Origin of the sequence: Segetibacter sp. (assembly GCF_025963695.1) — a bacterium.
In the GTDB taxonomy this organism is placed as follows: domain Bacteria; phylum Bacteroidota; class Bacteroidia; order Chitinophagales; family Chitinophagaceae; genus Segetibacter.
This window is the reverse complement of the sequence record NZ_JAOQAH010000034.1, coordinates 12,543-30,095: the sequence shown is the minus strand read 5'-3', so window position 1 is coordinate 30,095 and position 17,553 is coordinate 12,543. Positions and strand designations below refer to the sequence as shown.

Genomic DNA, 17,553 nt, shown 5'->3' with positions numbered 1-17,553 from the left:
TTTTTATTCAAATAGCTATTTGTTATTGAACTTTTTTTCGAACCAAAGAAAACCAGCGCTGATAGCAAAAAGGATAAAAAAATAAGTTTTTGGAATTTCGGTAGTTGTTTTTGTAGTCGAAATTGAAAGTTCGGTACTATCGAAAGGATGATCTGCCGCATATCTTTTCGTAGCCCTTATTTTATCTGTTGCAATAACTCCTTTCCAGTCATTTTTGTCATACACATACCACCAGGTAGTTGCACCCTGTTGATTAATCAAAGGTTTCCAACCTGTTTTTTGTGGCCAATAAGTGCCCGTCCATTTGTATGGTAAAAAGGGGTGTTGCTCCATTGGCACTACGTCTGCCCCTGCTTGTACTTGTGGAATTCCTGGCTTTGTAATTTGTAATTTTAAATGAACTTCTTGATCAACTTGAGAGATGGAAGGGCTCACACTCCAAACTTCTTCTAACGGAACTTTTTTAGCTGCCTTTGTTAATAATAAAGTCCAGTAAGAGCTGTAATCTTGAGTGTTACCGGCTAACTGCCACGAAAAGGAATTATTGACTGTTGTTAATATCACTTTTCCTGACCCCTGCAATTTACTGCTTGCAACAACACGTGATTGCTGATCTTTAATTAAAGGTTGTGTACCTGCTACAGTTCGTATATACAGCGGTTGTTCTATTTTAAGTGTAGATGTTAAGCCTGTATCATTCACGTTTAGTTTTACCACATGCCCGATACTATCTCTTGTTTCTATTAATGGAAATGATCTTGAATAAAAGGCCGAAGAGGCAATAAGTGTATCTGCTTTTACTATTAGTCCAACCCCTTTGTTATCAATATAATTTTTCACTGTTGCAAGGTCAGAAGCAGGTAAAGACTTGAGGGTAGATGCGTCGGCAATAATAACATCAAAGTTGTTGAGAAGGGAGGGAGTGATGCGATCTGAAGAAATGGGAGACATATTTAGATACTCTTTGTCGTACTTGTTCTGGGTTATAGTTGTCCTTACAACAAGCTTATATCGGTTTGCAGAAAGCCAGTTTTTAAGAAATTTATTTTCAAAGTCTGGAGATGAAGCAAGCATAAGAATACTTAGAGGCTGAGTGGAATTTACTTCAATAGGAACAGGCTCATTTTCTAAGGTGTCGGTGCTAGATAAAACTGTAATATTATAAACAGCTTTATCTAAATGTTTAGGTATGGTAGTTAATTGAAAGTTGCTTGCTTTATTAGCAGCAATTGTTGTTGAGTCGAGATTTGTATTGAAGCCTGACAAAACAATTTTAACTGGCGAACTGGCCGTATTATTAAAACGTCCTTGCACAATAAATGGCCCACCTAATACAATTTTTTGCCTCCACGTAACGGATGTAATTGCATTTTTAATATTCGAAGGATGCAACAGGATTGAGGACTTCTTCAATAAGTTCAACTCGCTTTCTCTTAACCCAAAGCCAACAATATGTATTGGAGCTGAGTTATCGGAATTTATAGTATTAACATCGGGGGTGTAAGTTGCTTTTGAGTACTTGATATTTTTATCTGTTGTATAAACTTTTGCTCCAGGGTTATCATGCAGAATCCTTCGAATGCTATCATCATCATATCCTTCCGTTATTAATATTGACGAAGCAGAGTTTGTTTCCTTTAAAGTATGTGGTATAGTAATCGGTAATGCAAGACATGCAAGGCTAATTATTGAAAGAACAGATGCTATTATTCTTGCTGCTAACCATAACTTGTTACGCCGCTTAACCTCCCGCCATATAAGGATAGCAACCAGCAATAAGCATAACACTATAACAAGGAAGTTCCAGTACATATTCTACCTGTTTCCCTTGTTTAAGTTCAGAAAATAATGCTTTGATAAGTTCATGGCTGCATTACCGGTTGGATACGGTAGTTTATCAGGAGGGGCAACCATTTTTTGTAGTCCCTGTTCGGCATTTTTTATATCTCTTACCCTGAAGTTTTCGTTTAGTACTTTTCGTAACGCTGATAGGGATAGTAAGTACATTGAAGGTTGGTTAGCTGCTCTTATGCTTAGCTGGTGAAAAGCTTGTTGCAACATTTCTTTTGAAGATGCATCTATTTCGCCTGATGCTTTTAGTTGCTCCAAAATACCTAATGCTCTTCTTGTGTTTGTTGCTGTCGCTTCTGGTTTTTGAATGCTTTGTTTTGTTACTGGTTGATTGATTTTAGTAAGGTCTCCTGTCAGTCTTTTATCCAGTTTCAGCGGTGTTGATTTAAAGCCTGTTTTAGGTACGTAAGCTCTTGACTTTTGTTGAAGGTCTTTTAATAGTTTTAAAGCCTTGTATTCAAAAGGTAAGGCTTCTTTAGGAAGAAATGTTCTTAGCTTCAATTCAGCACTCCACATTTCGTTAAGTGTTGCTTTCAATTGTTTTTTTGTTGCAGCATCAAAGAAGGTTGCATCTTCAGTGTTGTCATGTTTATGGCTATACTGATCCAAAATTTTGTTGGCATTCTCTGTATTGCTTTTCTCATGATCATGTTCGTCGTGATAATCTCCACCAATTTCATTGTCCGTTTCTTCACCTAAAAACTTGCCGTATCTTAACCGCAATAACTTTTGGTCGGTACCTAAGTCGTTACTCTTATTCTTAAAAGCTTCGGGAGTTATCGTTGCTTTGTCTTTAATTAACTGTTCTGTCTCAATAATAATTTGTCGCTGGCTTCTAAACAGTTCAGGCTTTATGTCAAGTGATGTTGCCATACCATCCATACTCATTAAGTCGGTAGTGTCCTGTAGCGTAACTATATAAACTTCTGATCTTGTTTCTTGTTTATGGTTGTCAACTGCAGTTATAAAAAAGTATAGTTCATCTCCGGGCTGCATTCCTAATGCTTTACAGTCAATTAATTTTTGTAGTTGATACTCTCTTCGTCCCGCAGCGAAATTTTCAAATACTAATTTCTGTTCTTTAAACTTTACTGCTTCACCTTGTCCTGATGAAATGGTTGCTGAAATGTTAGCGGCAGTAATGCTATAATCATCTGCCAACGTAACCTTTGCTGCAACTCTTTCTGGCTCACCATAATTAATGGTCGTTGATGGTGGAGGTGATTGAAGTGTGATTGTTGGCGGCTGATCTTTTACCGATTCTATTTTATACAACTCTGAAAGCTTGTTATTGACTTTTACCTGGTAGAAGCCTGGCCCTTTTATTACTTTTTGAGTCCTCCAAACTAAGTGCTTGTTGTCAGTGTTAAGACTTAACACAAACCCATTATTAAAAATAAGTTTCACCTTTTTAGCCGCTACGTTTGTTGTTATTTGCCACGATACAATTGCCCCTTCTTCAGCAACTACATTAAACCTGTTTTGTTGTCTTGCAGTTTTGCCTGTGTAGGCAGGGGGAGTTACAATAAGGTTAGTGTTTTTTATTTCAGGAAGTATGATTTCCGATATATAATTAATAGGTGAGTTTGGTGTTGCACTAGTATTTAAGTGACTAGAATTTAGAGGAGCCTGCCACAAAATACCTCCGACAATGATAGCAACTAAAAGTACTATCAAAGAAGTAATAAACTGCCGTTTAAAAGGGTCCGGAGGTATGATTGCGGCAAGTTCAGTTTCCACTTTTCTTGCTTGTAATTGTTCGAGGAAATTTAATGATACGGTAGGTGTTAAAAGAAGATCAGTACTTTCTTCCAAGGTAGGTTTTGTGACATTTAAAAACCTTGATACATCCCATTCGGTTAGTTTCCAATTTTTGTAAACCAGCATCGTAATTAAAAATACTGTAACTAAGAACGGTAAGCTCCATAGAAGAGAGGCAGAATAGATTTTATAAACAAGAACAGTGGCGATGATAGATAAGGAGGTTGCAATTAAAAGGTGAATTAGGAGCGCTTTAAAAACCCACTTCTGCTTCAATTGTAGTAGCATTTGTTTACCTCTTGAATTATCCATACAGCTCCCTTTTGTGGTTTAAGGAAATGTTTCGTTCAAGGAAAAAAAGTATAAAGGCAAGGAGCCAAAATGCTTTTGAAAGGTCAATTGTTTCGACAAAGTTTTCTTTATCGGAGCCTTTACTTTTTTGAAGTACAGGCTCCATCTGCTGTGCATCAATAACTCTGTCATCAAAGTTCTTAATACTTTCGTCAGTTCTAACCACCAGGTTAAATAACATCTCTGCAAACCCGTTGTTCCAAGTAAGGTCATTCCATCCCGGGTTAAGCCTGCTATTGAAACGATAAACGTTACTATTTGCCCTTTCCAGGCTCAAAAGCGGGAGACCAAATCCATCTTTCCAAACAATTTCTTTAAAGTCGGTTCCATTACCGCGTATGATCTTAGAAACTGTAATTTGGTCTTGACTAAGAGACGAATTATTAACTGCCGTAATAATTGAATTAGTGCTTTGCTCTTTTCCCTTTTCATACACAAAAATATTTGCTGTATTTACTCCTGTAGGCAAAGTGTTTTCTGACAACCAGAATAGCCATCTGTCTTCTTGTTTCAGTTGGTTAATGTTATTAATAATGGAAGCTTTTATGGGAAGGGAAGTATATTGTTGTATTGCATCAAAGGCAGCTTTTACATAGTTTGCATCAAGGTGAAATTCATCAGTATAAATTTTTATATTGGTTGAAGCTGTATCCACTAAAGTATGGTTAGTCGTGCTATCCTTTACATTAATAAAGGCATTTCCCTTGTTAGTTGTTACATTAAAATCAACATTGTTAGCTGCACTTTCGCTGGAATAATAAGTAGCATCGCGATTGCTATTTGCAATTATAACGCGAACATCTTTTGCTAAAGATTTGTAAGCGGTAAGTATTGCCTTACCTGATGTGTCGGTGGAATTATAAGTAAGCCATTTTAAATTCATTGAAACTGCTGGTCTTGATCCTGCAAACCTTTTTAGTTTATTATCAGTGAAGAGATAGACCGGTAACTCTTGAGGTACTTGTTCATTCAATACTTTCAGCAATGTCCAGTAAGCTTCGTAGTCTCCAGCCTTGTTCCCTGCATTTTTAATTGCATCTTCAAATTTTACAGCTTCAAACCCTTGATTGAAATAGTGAAATTTATAACCTGCTTTTATTAATGAATCGATGGATTGTTTAAAGTTTGCGTATGCGGCATGGAGGCCTTGTTTTTCTATAAGAATCCACCCTTTTTCCTTAGTGGTTGTAAGTTGTTTTTGCCATGTCGGCTTTGCCAGCAGAAAGGCTAAGGCCATTAAGATCAGGCATCTTAAGATTAATAATAAAAGGTCCTTTAGCTTAAGGCTCCGTGCTTGCTGCCTTGCGCTCTCTTGTATTAACGAAATGCTTCCTACCTGTAATGTTTTCCCTTCCCTGATATTCCATAAGTGAATGATAACAGGAATTGCTATTGCAGCCGTTGAAAAAAGCCATATCGGTTGTAACAGTTGAAACAAGGTTATACTTTTAGTTTATTACGTTGATTCAAGAAGTCTCTTAATGTAGTATCTAAAGGTTCGTTCATCTTTAATAATTTGTAAAAGATATTTCTATCCAGTAGCTCTGTTCTTATGCCTGATAAATATTGATCAAGGTTTCGTTTATAGATGTTCTTTGCCCGAGCCGGATCTATTTTAATTGTCTGGTTTGTTTCAAGATCTTCAAGTGTCGTATAACCTTTGTAGTCCAATTCAAGCTCGTTTTCACCCATTACATGCAGTACAATAATTTCATGTCTTAATGATGAAACAAGCTCTAATAATTTACTGATCTCCTTATCCTGCTGGTAGAAGTCAGTGATAAAAACAAGCAGTTCTCTTTTTTGACTTCCTGAAAAAATACTTCTATAGTTAAGAGTATCTGTAAATTTTCCTCCTGCCTGTACCTGCTCAAGCTCATGGATTAGTCTTGTTAAGTGCTGATGATCTTTTCTTGCAGGTAAAGCAAATAAATTTCCCTGTTGAAAAATATATAATCCAATTGCATCGCCTTGTGCACGGCTTAGATAAGCTAATGACGCTGCCACCCATTTTGAAAACTGTATCTTGGTGAAGCTTGCATCTTTATGGTTCATTGAAGCACTTGCATCTATTAGAAACCTTACTGATATACTTGTTTCAATTTCAGATTCTCTGATATAATATCTATCAGAACGTGCAAACATTTTCCAATCAAGTGATCTTAAATCATCCCCTGGCTGATAACTTCTATATTGACTGAACTCCATTCCCGCACCCTTTACATTGCTTTTATGTATACCCGTCATAAAGCCTTCAACAGTTGTTTTTGCTGCTAATGACAGGTCTTTGATCGCCATTAAAACTTTTGGATCGAGTAGGGTGCTCAATGATGTTTAGAATTATGAGTTTATAAGTTAGGCTGCAAGCGATATATTGTAGGTTGAGTTCGATGATTCGTTTTGTCTTCCGATTTCTATTCTATCTTCTGTCTTCTAATTCCTACATTCTATTTTCTATCTGCCTAAAACCACTTTCGGTCTTTCAACTGCTTTTACCAATTGCTCTGTTACGTTATCTGATGTTACATTTTCAGCATCGGCTTTAAAGTTCATTAATATTCTATGACGTAAAACAGGATAAGCCATGGCGTGTAAGTCATCCATTATAACAGCATATCTTCCTTTAAATAAAGCCCTTGCTTTGGCTGTTAATATAAGAGCCTGACCTGCACGTGGTCCTGCGCCCCATCTTACCCATTCATCAACATATTTTACTGATGTTGTAGTGGGCCTTGTGGCTCTAATTAATGAACTTACATACTGCACCAGGTCATTATTAATACTTACGTCACGAACCATTAATTGTAGTTGCTGTATTTCATTTGCACCTAAAACCGGTTCTATAACAGCCTTTTTATTTCCTGTTGTATTGCTTAGTATGTTTGCTTCCTCCTGTGCTGATGGATAACCTATTTTTATGTACAATAGAAAACGATCTAACTGAGCCTCTGGTAGGGGATATGTGCCGGCCTGTTCAATGGGGTTCTGTGTAGCAAGTATAAAAAACGGACGATCAAGCGGGTAAGTTTTTCCGCCATAAGTAACTTCAAACTCCTGCATTGCTTCTAAAAGTGCTGACTGTGTTTTTGGAGGCGTTCTGTTTATTTCATCAGCCAGGACAATATTTGCAAACAGAGGACCCTGGTTGAACTTAAAAAACCTTTTGCCTGTTGAATGATCTTCTTCCAAAATCTCAGTACCCAATATATCAGTAGGCATTAAGTCTGGTGTAAATTGTATGCGCCTAAATGATAAATGTAATGCCTGGCTTAGTGTTCTTACCATTAAGGTTTTTGCAAGGCCCGGAACACCCTCTAATAAACAGTGTCCACCTGCAAGCATTGCTACCAGGATCTCTTCTAGAATTATGTCTTGTCCAACAATTACTTTCTGAATTTCCTTTTTTAATAGGGGGAGTTTTGCTAAAAGTGTATGTACTGTTTCTTCTGAAATTTCCAAAGCAGCCGGTTTATAAATTGATAATGAAATAGCCGTTATTTGTAAAAAATAAATATAGCAAGCAATAGGTAGGAAAATTCACATCTACAAATAAAAATAAGGTTTAAAACGGGGTTAGATTAAATTGAAAATGTTGAGATCAAAGTTTACGTTCACAAGGTTAAGGTATCGTTCAGGTGATTGGCACACTGATCAACGCATGCCTTCAAACATCTTGAATTCCTTGATCGAGTACACTACCATTCCAATAAATCCTACGGAGAAGATAATTGATCTATCAGGGAGTGAAATATTTGAATCTCCATTTTGTTACTTAAGTGGTCATAAGCTTGTTCAGTTTGATGCAGCAGAGAAAAACAACTTCAAAAAATACGTCCAGAACGGAGGATTTGTATTTGTTGATGATTGTAATCATGACATAGATGGACTGTTCGCAAAATCTTTTGAAGCGCAAATGGGATCATTGTTTGGAGCAGATGCTTTAAAAAAGATTCCTAACAGCCATGACATTTATAGTTCCTTTTTTACTTTCGAAAAAGGTCCGCCTACCACCGGATTTGAACTAAATGGCTGGGGAGATGATCTTGTGCATGATTATCTCAAAGCTATAACTATCAACGGCCGCATGGCAATTTTATATAGCAACAAAGATTATGGTTGCGAGTGGGATTACGATTATAGAAACAAACGATTTCTTGCGGAAGACAATACCAAGTTTGGTGTTAATATTATTGTGTATGCAATGAAAGCATGATATGAAAACGCAAACTGTGATAGGAAAGATTAAAATTAGTATCGCAACAATCATTAACCGGCCAGAAACCCGTAAACACCTTCAGGAGAGGTAGGTAACGGAACCGTTTTGAAGCAGCCTTTTTCGCCGGAGCATGGGTAAGGGCGCAATAACCAATGAGGCATTATACAACTTACCAGTTATGCAAAAGAAATAAACAACAGCAAGGGTTTTGGTATAATGGAGGTTTTGGGTTAAATAAAAAAAAGGAGGCTGTCTCTTGTTATAAGACAGCCTCCTTTTTTATGTTAACTCTAGTAGTATAAGCCCAGAAACGCCCTTTTAGATAACATTTTTGTTTTTTCTCTAAAAAACTAACCGCGTTTACTCCTGGTTACTGTTTCTGAAAGTCTACTGTCAACGTTTGTGTGTTCAATGTGATCTTATAGGTTCCGGCATCAGTACTTGCTAACTTCCACTTTACATCCGGGTTTCCACTCGCACTTAACTGCGCTTTGTTGTTTGTAATTGTTTGGCCCTGGGTAGCAGCAGCAAAGGTGTCGGAACTAAAGCTAGTAGCAGTAGGAAATTTTATTTCACCTGCTTTTAATGGACCGGTCCATGTGAAAATATAAGGATCTGTGCCTTTTAGCATCGGAACTGCATTAGCGATTGTCCAGCCGGCAGGACTCGCATCTCCAATTAGATATGCCTTGTCGTAAATTAAAGATATGGGTTCACCTGCTTTTAATTCCTTGCTACAAGATGCAGCCAGAAATGCAATAAAAACTAAGAATACAAAGGTTGACACCCTTGCTTTTATTGTGTTCGCAGCTGTTTTAAGACTTGATTTCATTTTTGTTATTTTAATGTTTTGTCACCTGAATTATTCGCATCAATACAAATCGTCAATAACCGCGGATCTTAATAACCCGGATTTTGTTTCAGTTGAGGTGAAAGGTTTATGACGTTTTGACCAATAGGATAAATTTGGGTATGATTGTCCGGATCAGGAGTTTTGTCCCACCATGTACCACTGTTGAAAACACCCCAACGAATCATATCGATACGACGACGACCTTCCGCTAAAAATTCGCGACCCCACTCGTCAAGCATTTCCTGGTCTGTTAACTGACTTCCGTTAACATTGTATAAGCTCGGAGAACCTGCAGGATAATTACGCTTTCTTACTGCATTTAAAAGTACTGCAGCACCAGCCTTATCGCCTGCCCGGTATTTGCATTCAGCCAAAGAATAATAAATTTCAGCTAGTCTTATTTCTGCATAAGCAGATGCCATCGTATTAGCATCAGTCACAGGGTAAAAAGGGTATTTTGCCGGCCAAACACCCGAGTTATCGTCCGCATGGTTCATGTTAGAAACCTTGTCTGAGATAGGCTCACCAGGAGGAGTTGCTTTGAACCAACCCACCTGATCCCTTGCAAAAATGGTGTAACCCCGGTTGCTTTTTACAAACTGGTTGGGGTTGTTATAATAAGGCAGGTATCCATACAAGAACATTCCTTCGCGGGTGCTGTTGCCCAGGTTTTTGTATTTTTTAAGGCGAAGATCGTCCGGGTACCTTTGATACTTTATAAAAGGTTTTCCCAAATTAAACGAATATTCCACGCTGTCTACGTCTCTGCCTGGCTGAAGCGCAAAACGAGTATTCCGGTTGCCAGCGGTACCAAATAAATTGTGGGCCTGGTGCGGTGCCATCCAGTTATACATGTCACCACTATAATGCCATCGTGTAGCGATAGAACTAGGGAAGCCGAATATTGTTTCGCCGGAATTTGCATTATTATAATCAAAAGGCGCATCCCACCTCGTTTCTAAAGCGTAGGTACCATATTTACCATTAATGATATCCTGAGCCATGGCCGCGCATTCGGCAAATTTATCCTGCCCGACGTATACTTTAGCATTAAGGTATAACCGCACTAATAAAGAAGCAGCTGCACCTTTTGTCCAACGTCCAATTGCGTTAACTCCCAATTGTTCACGTGTAGGTAACCCGGGTATCGCATCTAACAGTTCCTTTTCAATGAAGCTGAAAGTTTCCTGTGGAGTGGATTGTGGAGGGGTTAAACTTTCACCCTTAATCTTTGTAACGATTGGAATATTCCTGTACAAATCAAAAGCACGAAGATTAAACCAGGCACGAAGCGTCTTCAACTCGGCGATATAATCAGCCTTTTCTGCAGGGGTAAGGCCAAACCTGGCTGGATCAATTGCTTCGATATCCTGTAATGAGTTTGTTGAAAGGCTAATTCCCTGGAACAGAGCGTTCCACATATCCGAAGTATAATTATCCTGAATTGTCCATGTATGGTAATGAGCCCGCTGGTAAAGACCTCCGTCAAACCAATCGCCGTCCCTATTAGGAGTCATTAATTCATCCGTTGGAAGTTCCTGGGCGAAAAATAAACCGCCGCCTTGAATTGACCAGAAACCATGTTCAAAGGGTCTTAAAAAATCACGAATAACGTCATCTTTGGTTTGAAGAAAACTGGCCGAGTTTATATTATCGTATAGCGTCTCGTTAAGCTTCGTACATCCACCAAGGAACAAGATGGTGAAACCAGCGGCAACTATTGCGCTTTTATATTTATTTAAAATTTTCATTGCTTAATTAAAATTATAATTAAAATTTGAGTTGCACACCTACCAGCAATTGCAGGGTAGGTGGATAGTAGGATAAAGAACTATTGATACCCGGATATAAACCATTAACTGATATAGTCTCAGGATCGCCACCGGTAAAATTTGTAAAAGTGTATAGGTTCCTTGCTGTTACATACAACCTGCCAGAGCTTATATTCTTAATAGGAGACATGAAGTTGTAACCCAACGACACGTTGTCAACCTTTATGAAATCACCTTTTTCAAGAAAGTAATCTGACAAGCTTGAATACGTTGCAGCATTGGTAAGGGCCGCATATTTTCCGCCATTATCGTAAGCGGATGCGAGAACATTAGCACCTGTTTGTGTTACAGGAGTACCAGTGTAGAACGCCACGGTGTTGAATATTTTGTAACCAAAGGCACTTCTGAAGAATACACCAAGGTCGAAATTTTTGACAGTGATTGTGTTGCCAAGGCTGGCAGTAAATTTAGGCAAACCGTTACCCACGTATTGCTTATCGTTTGCAGAAGCCTGGTTACCCGGAATGATTTTTCCATCTTTATTGTACACCAACAATCTACCGGTAGGATCGACACCTGCAGATTTCAACATGAAGAAGCTACCTATACGGCGCCCTTCTTCAAGTCTTTGAGCAGTACCGGGACTTCCTGGTGCAGGCAATCCTACTACGTTTAAGAAAGTTTGTCCGAAATATGCTTCGTTAGAAAATGAGACGAATTTGTTGTCGTTAGAAGCACCTGCAAATGATACATTGTAACTAAAATTCTTATTTTGTATCACTTCTCCATTCAACTGCAGTTCAAAACCCGAGTTCTTCATTGTTCCTACGTTAAGGAAAGTAGTCCCCTGTACATTTGGTGGAATAGGAACGTTGTAGCTTCCCAGCAAATCTTTATTAGAACGAACAAAATAATTCACACTTCCCGAAATCCTGTTTCTAAGGATTTCAAAGTCAAGACCAGCGTTAAAGTTCAAAGCCTTTTCCCAGCGTAGGTCAAAGTTTGTATTTTGACGAGGCCCCCAAACCCTGTAAGAAAGTCCATTGAAAGTATAGGTTCCAAATGGACCATATAAGTCAAGCGACTGGTAACTTCCAAAATCCTGGTTACCCGTAACGCCATAATCAGCACGAAGTTTCAAATCGCTTAACCATGAAATTTTAGGGAAGAATTCTTCATTAGAGATTCTCCATCCCACAGATGCTGCCGGGAAATAACCCCACTTATTGTCGTAACCAAACTTCGAAGAACCCTCGCGGCGAAGACTAGCCGACATATAATACTTCTTCGCGAAATCGTAGTTAACACGTCCAAAGAAAGCAATCAGTTTCGAATCGTTTTTATAAGAGCCGACGTTTCTAAAAGTAACATCTCCAACAGCGCCGTTTTGAATTGGAAGGTTGTAGGTACCAGTCCCTATATTGTTATAGGTTAGCACGTCGGATGTGAAGTTTTGACCACTTGCATTCATTCCCGAATTGTTGAAGTAATAGTAGGAGTAGCCGCCCAACAACTTGAAAGAATGTTTGCCAAGATCCAAGGAATAATTACCAATCCACTCAAGTGTCTTTTGATCTCTTTTATCGTAGTTTCTACCACCTGAATTTCGGCCGTTACTTCCGTTAATAGCTCCGGTGTTATAGGAAGGTGTAAAACCAAAACCGAAGAAATCAGAAGTATTCTGACCTAAAGAAAATTGGGTATACAGATTTCTAAGAATGTTCAGTTTAAAGAAAGCGTTCCAATCAAGATACTTTCCTTCTGTTCCGCTTAATACAGTGTTCAACTCTTCCACAGGGTTATAGGAACCAGAGAATCCTGTATTTATAAAATTATACTTATTAGGATTTGTCGAATCCTCTACCCTGAGAGTTGGGTTTAACGTAAGCGTCTGGTTGAAAGCATTATAACTTGCGTTGTTCGACTTGAAATACCTTGGGGCAATGGTAACACCTACTGAATACAGGTTGTTGGCAGAAGTATGGTTCAGGTTAAGACGTGCTCCATATTCTTCCTTTGAAGACCTTAGATCGAGACCATTTGCATTTCTGTAGTCGAATGAAACCAAGTAATTGTTCCTTGCGTTACCACCGGAAAATTGAAGAGTTTGTTTGTGCTGAAAAGCGTAATCTCGGCTAACAGCTTTAAACCAATCGGTGTTTCCACCAAAGTCTACTCCGCGTTTTCGTTGCACAAATTCGTCCCGGGTAAGAACTTTCAGGCGATTAACCGGCATATCAAAAGCAGCATAGCTATTATAAATAGCCTGCGATACGCTGGTACCTTTTTTTGTTGTAATAAGGATAACACCATTGCTTCCACGGGTACCATAAATAGCTGAGGCAGCACCACCTTTTAGCACGTCGATTGATTCGATGTCATTTGGATTAAGGTTATCAACGTTTCCACCAGGAATTCCATTGATGACATATAAAGGTCCAAGACCAGCACTGCGTGAAGAAACCCCACGAAGTTGAAGACTGGGACTTGAATTTGGATCTGCCTGCGCAGTATTTACAACACTTAGTCCTGCCACCTTACCTTGTATTGCAGTAAGTGGCGAGTTTCCACCAAATGACAAAAGGTCTTTTGATGAAAGGTGCGTAATTGCGCTGGTAACCTCCCTCTTATTAAGCGTGCCATAACCTACTGATACCACTGTTACCGCTTCAAGCGAAAGAGCGCTGGCCTTTAAAGTCACGTTCACAACTCCATTACCAATAGGAACTTCCTGATTTTGAAAGTTCAGTGAAGAAACAACCAGTTTGGTTGCACTTGCTGGAACACTCAGCGAAAATGAACCATCATTTGATGTCTGGGTACCTTTCCTGGCACCCTTTACTACTATAGAGGCGCTTACAACAGGCGCTCCTGCACTATCCGTTACCTTTCCGGCAACTTGCTTGTCCTGGGCATAAGTCGAAGTTGCCAGGAGGAACAAAGGCAAAACGATGGCAATTAATCGTTTAAACATTATTGATTACAGTTTTATTGAGAGTGAAAAATTACTTAATAAGAAACATGACAAACCGGGGAAATAGAATGAAGATTTATTAGTCGACTAAATAGAACAACCTGTTATTTACTAGTTGTTTTAATGTCGATTGAAAAAAGATTTAAAACAGACGAACACGTTTTTTGTATTGAGTGTTCGGGAAGCAAGCACATAATAATCATATGAAAAATCGTTTTGGCATCGTAAAAGCAGCGCAATATTAAGGAACTTATAATAAGAAAATACACGCAGTTACAAGTTTCACCAATTTAACCCGGAATATTCATTAGAAAGCAGTTTACTCTTTTGGGATGTTGATAAAAGGAGGTTCAGTGCCTCCTGCATTTTCCAAGAGTTTAGGAATCCAGCCTCGTCGTTTTATGTTCAGAGGCATCTTGAGTATCCTGTCTCTGCCGTTTTTGTTATATTAGAACCTATGCCCAGGAAACTATACCTGATGTTTTCTAAAGTTGGTCTTATTTTGTCTTTTACACTACCTGCTTAAATAAACTCATCAGGTTAAAGGCTATCATTATAAAGTTTAATGTTGTTTCTGTTGCATCAAAGCTTTGCTGATTAATCTTATCTAAGGCATAGTCATATTTTAATTCTTTTATTCTGTTTTCACCAGTGGCTCTGTTTCTGTAGAGCCGCCATATTTCTGCCGGTGGTGAAGCCAGGTTAGGGATGTAGCAACTATGTCTGTGCCCGGTTATGATTTCATCATCTTCATCATACGAATGATGTAGGATATAGGAGCAGCAAAGTGTTCAAGCAATTCAAAGATCTTCCGGGAATAAAAAGCCGGTATCGGTTCTGAGAAGGCCGATGGTCTTATTTCCAGATCAAGTGTGAAGTTGATAAAGGCCAGGTTGCCAAAGAACCACTTATACCAATAGCTGAAGACTTCAGCATTGTCTTCCATTGAAAACTTTTGAAAATAACGGACAAAAGCCCGACGACCGCGATGGATTTCAAATCCAAACATCTGCTGTATGACACCATCAAAAAGGGTGACTTCAAGATGCTCATACCTGCTAGCACCAACCAGATTGATATGATAAATTGAGTGTTGTGCTGAACGGGATCACAACCTCTGTTTGACCCGTAAACAGCCAAAGGAGCGTTCTTTAGCACTTCTGCAAATGACATTTGCTCCATCGTTTTCTGAAGTATGGTTACACCACCCAATGCTGTTTTTCCTTATCTGTAAACTCTATTTTAAGGTTCAACATCGCGTAAGAAATTCTTACGACTAATTTCTAACTTCAACTTAACCGTTATGCAAAAGAAATAAACAACCGCAAGGGTTTTGGTGGAAAACCTTCTAATGACTGTCATTAGGAAAAAGGTTTAATGGAGGTTTTGGGTTTAAAAATGAGTGGATCCGCAGCGTGAGACGAACTATTAGATGGAGTTAAAACAACTCAGGCCCGAACAGATGAAAGCTTCTCATACATGGAGGAATTGGTTTTGCGAGACCAATAATTATTCGCGTAATAAAGAATAATGTGCTGCGCGCAAGCAGGTTTTTGTATTGCTGAATTTCTAAAAAACTGTTTGAGTGTGCGACGCAACGATGTTAAATAGAACTCCAAAAAGCGTGGCCCCAAAAACATCGGACATTTTTATACGAGCCAAATTATAATAGACAGAGACTGCAGATGTTTTATTAATTCTAAAATTATCTGCACCTCATTCTGTAATTTAAAGGTCTGAAAAGATCGCTTGTAATATGAAAAAACTCCTTTCCCTCGTAATTCCCGCCTTTCTTCTTTTAATTGTTACTTCAGCCCAAGCTCAACAACTTACGCTGGTAGCAATGGGGGCTTCGAAAAGCAGGATTGTCATACCACAAAAAGCTACTGTTACAGAGATACAGGCTGCGAAGGTTTTGCAGGATTATATTCAAAGAATTTCAGGAGCTTTTTTGCCGGTCGAAGCCGACAATATAAAGCAGCAAAGGGGTGAAATTTTGATAGGCAACGTAAACAGGCCCGAATTGAAGGGTGTGCCCAAAGACAAACTGGGTAAAGATGGCGTGTTTATTAAAAATACCGGCAAAAGTCTTATTCTTACCGGAGGTTCAGATAAGGGTGTTATCTATAGTGTTTATACATTCCTTGAAAAGTATTTAGGCTGTCGAAAATATTCAGCGGCTGTCACTTATGTGCCTAAAAAGAAAACCATTGTTTTAGGTGCGATCAACGATATGCAGTTGCCGGCTTTTAGCTACCGCGAAAACTTTTACAGGGACGCAACTGACCCGGAATATCAGCTTTGGCACAAATTGGACTCACATGTTGGTCCGGGCAAAAGTGAGTGGGGATATTGGGTTCACACTTTTGAAACGCTGCTAAGTCCCAAAGACTATGGGCAGGATCATCCTGAGTATTTTAGTTTTTATGATGGCAAGCGCCATGCGGGTACTGTACCATCATGGGATGGAGCAGGCGTACAACCAGAGGCGCAACTTTGCCTGAGTAATCCTGATGTTTTGGAGATCGTTTGTAAAAACCTGCAGGCGGCTATCAAGAAAAATCCGGAAGCTGTTTATTGGTCGGTAAGTCAGAATGATAATGTAAATTATTGCCGCTGCGATAATTGTGCTGCATTAGATAACAAGTATGCTGCCTTTACTCCCGAGCAGAAAATGTATTCTACGCACGGCTCAAAGTATCCTGCGCTTGGTATGGGGTCAATATTAACTTTTGTAAATAAAGTGGCTCAGCGGTTTCCTGAAAAGATCATCTCTACACTCGCCTACCAATACAGCCGTGTACCTCCTAAAGGGATTGTTCCGGCTAAGAATGTAAATATTATGTTGTGCAGTATTGAAAGTGCCCGTAATACTACGATGGAAAAAGGCGATACCTCTTTTAGCAGCGACCTTAAAGGGTGGGGCAGGTTAACCAACAACATCATTATCTGGGATTATGTGATCCGCTTTTCAAATCTTTTTGCTCCTTTTCCCAACCTTCGCATCTTACAGCCTAACCTGCAATTTATGAGCACCAACAGGGTATCAGCGGTGTTTGAACAAGGTAACCGCGAGATCGGGGGCGAACTTGCAGAACTGAGAGCTTACCTTATTGATAAATTACTTTGGGATGCTAATGTGAACGTAGACGAAGTAATGAATGATTTCCTGACCGGTTATTATGGCAAGGCATCAAAACAGGTCAGGAAATATATAGACCTGTTACATGACCATAATATGGAACGATCTGGGTATAAAATGTCAATCTTTGGAAAACCAGTTTTAGAAAAAGAACTCTTTCTTTCCGACTCGCTTATAACTGTTTATAACAAACTATTTGACGAGGCCGAAAAAGCTGTATCAGGATCTCCTGAAATTGTTGACCGCGTTAAAACTGCCCGGCTGCCCGTTTATTATGCAATGCTTGAAATTGCCAGAGATGAAAAAACCGGGAAACGAGGCGCTTTTTTTGTTGCCGCTAATGGCGCTAAAATACCGAATCCTGCTATAGTTAACATCCTCTACGATTTCGTTTACCAATGCGTTCGTCACAATGTTACCAGGGTAACAGAATGGAAAACCACACCATTGGAATACCTGGAAGACTATAATAAATTTCTTGAAATGCCCGAAAAAGCCTTAACCAAAATATTAGAGTAACTCAAATCTTTTTTTCTGCAAGGAGGGCCATTTTTTTAGGGTGGGCAAAGACGGCATAAGGACAAAGGTGAACTTCATGCGGGCAGCGGCTGCAGTCGCTTGTGTGGTTAGTGA

At 39.0% G+C, this 17,553-nt stretch carries 12 protein-coding genes; 2 read left to right on the top strand and 10 right to left on the bottom strand.

Features of this window, described 5'->3' with window-relative positions; translation table 11 throughout:
• Nucleotides 1–15: 15 nt before the first annotated feature.
• From JWR87_RS05780 to JWR87_RS05760, 5 genes are all read right to left on the bottom strand, one after another.
• Entirely contained in the window at nucleotides 16–1,812 is a 1,797-nt protein-coding gene (locus JWR87_RS05780) for a hypothetical protein (RefSeq protein WP_297816763.1), read from the bottom strand.
• A gap of 3 nt (nucleotides 1,813–1,815) precedes the next feature.
• Nucleotides 1,816–3,924: a DUF4175 family protein gene (locus tag JWR87_RS05775; protein WP_297816761.1), complete on the bottom strand. Its 2,109-nt coding sequence runs from the start codon at nucleotides 3,922–3,924 to the stop codon at nucleotides 1,816–1,818.
• On the bottom strand, nucleotides 3,917–5,401 hold the full coding sequence (locus tag JWR87_RS05770) for a BatA domain-containing protein (RefSeq protein WP_297816758.1): 1,485 nt from the start codon (nucleotides 5,399–5,401) through the stop codon (nucleotides 3,917–3,919). The genes JWR87_RS05775 and JWR87_RS05770 overlap by 8 nt, the downstream gene beginning before the upstream one ends.
• A gap of 2 nt (nucleotides 5,402–5,403) precedes the next feature.
• The gene (locus JWR87_RS05765) at nucleotides 5,404–6,291 is read right to left on the bottom strand and encodes a DUF58 domain-containing protein (protein ID WP_297816755.1); all 888 of its coding nucleotides are present in this window, start codon (nucleotides 6,289–6,291) and stop codon (nucleotides 5,404–5,406) included.
• A gap of 126 nt (nucleotides 6,292–6,417) precedes the next feature.
• Entirely contained in the window at nucleotides 6,418–7,422 is a 1,005-nt protein-coding gene (locus tag JWR87_RS05760) for a MoxR family ATPase (protein WP_297816752.1), read from the bottom strand.
• Between the two features lie 130 nt (nucleotides 7,423–7,552).
• Here JWR87_RS05760 and JWR87_RS05755 point away from each other — a divergent pair, with 130 nt between their 5' ends.
• Nucleotides 7,553–8,176 carry a DUF4159 domain-containing protein gene (locus tag JWR87_RS05755; RefSeq protein WP_297816749.1) on the top strand — a complete coding sequence of 208 codons (624 nt, stop codon included), beginning with the start codon at nucleotides 7,553–7,555 and terminating at the stop codon, nucleotides 8,174–8,176.
• A gap of 373 nt (nucleotides 8,177–8,549) precedes the next feature.
• Here the strand turns inward: JWR87_RS05755 and JWR87_RS05750 are convergent, their stop codons facing one another.
• The 5 genes from JWR87_RS05750 to JWR87_RS05735 form a co-directional block, all read right to left on the bottom strand.
• Nucleotides 8,550–9,011, bottom strand: coding sequence for a SusF/SusE family outer membrane protein (locus JWR87_RS05750; protein ID WP_297816746.1), 462 nt, complete (start codon nucleotides 9,009–9,011; stop codon nucleotides 8,550–8,552).
• A gap of 68 nt (nucleotides 9,012–9,079) precedes the next feature.
• Nucleotides 9,080–10,783, bottom strand: a complete 1,704-nt coding sequence (locus JWR87_RS05745; RefSeq protein WP_297816743.1) for a RagB/SusD family nutrient uptake outer membrane protein — start codon at nucleotides 10,781–10,783, stop codon at nucleotides 9,080–9,082.
• A 19-nt stretch (nucleotides 10,784–10,802) separates the two neighbouring features.
• Nucleotides 10,803–13,778, bottom strand: coding sequence for a SusC/RagA family TonB-linked outer membrane protein (locus tag JWR87_RS05740; protein ID WP_297816739.1), 2,976 nt, complete (start codon nucleotides 13,776–13,778; stop codon nucleotides 10,803–10,805).
• 509 nt (nucleotides 13,779–14,287) lie between these two features.
• Nucleotides 14,288–14,488 (bottom strand): transposase, encoded by a 201-nt coding sequence (locus JWR87_RS20250; protein ID WP_366090217.1) that lies wholly within the window; start codon nucleotides 14,486–14,488, stop codon nucleotides 14,288–14,290.
• Between the two features lie 23 nt (nucleotides 14,489–14,511).
• Nucleotides 14,512–14,724 carry a hypothetical protein gene (locus tag JWR87_RS05735; protein WP_297816737.1) on the bottom strand — a complete coding sequence of 71 codons (213 nt, stop codon included), beginning with the start codon at nucleotides 14,722–14,724 and terminating at the stop codon, nucleotides 14,512–14,514.
• A gap of 810 nt (nucleotides 14,725–15,534) precedes the next feature.
• Here JWR87_RS05735 and JWR87_RS05730 point away from each other — a divergent pair.
• A complete protein-coding gene (locus tag JWR87_RS05730) occupies nucleotides 15,535–17,439 on the top strand; it encodes a DUF4838 domain-containing protein (protein WP_297816734.1) in 1,905 nt (634 codons plus the stop codon).
• Nucleotides 17,440–17,553 lie beyond the last annotated feature (114 nt).

Bases quoted from the DNA above. Each gene is read 5' to 3' on its own strand.
- JWR87_RS05745 (WP_297816743.1), bottom strand. From the start codon at position 10,783: ATGAAAATTTTAAATAAATATAAAAGCGCAATAGTTGCCGCTGGTTTC.
- JWR87_RS05735 (WP_297816737.1), bottom strand. From the start codon at position 14,724: ATGGAAGACAATGCTGAAGTCTTCAGCTATTGGTATAAGTGGTTCTTT.
- JWR87_RS05730 (WP_297816734.1), top strand. From the start codon at position 15,535: ATGAAAAAACTCCTTTCCCTCGTAATTCCCGCCTTTCTTCTTTTAATT.
- JWR87_RS05740 (WP_297816739.1), bottom strand. From the start codon at position 13,778: ATGTTTAAACGATTAATTGCCATCGTTTTGCCTTTGTTCCTCCTGGCA.
- JWR87_RS05780 (WP_297816763.1), bottom strand. From the start codon at position 1,812: ATGTACTGGAACTTCCTTGTTATAGTGTTATGCTTATTGCTGGTTGCT.
- JWR87_RS05755 (WP_297816749.1), top strand. From the start codon at position 7,553: ATGTTGAGATCAAAGTTTACGTTCACAAGGTTAAGGTATCGTTCAGGT.
- JWR87_RS05775 (WP_297816761.1), bottom strand. From the start codon at position 3,924: ATGGATAATTCAAGAGGTAAACAAATGCTACTACAATTGAAGCAGAAG.
- JWR87_RS05750 (WP_297816746.1), bottom strand. From the start codon at position 9,011: ATGAAATCAAGTCTTAAAACAGCTGCGAACACAATAAAAGCAAGGGTG.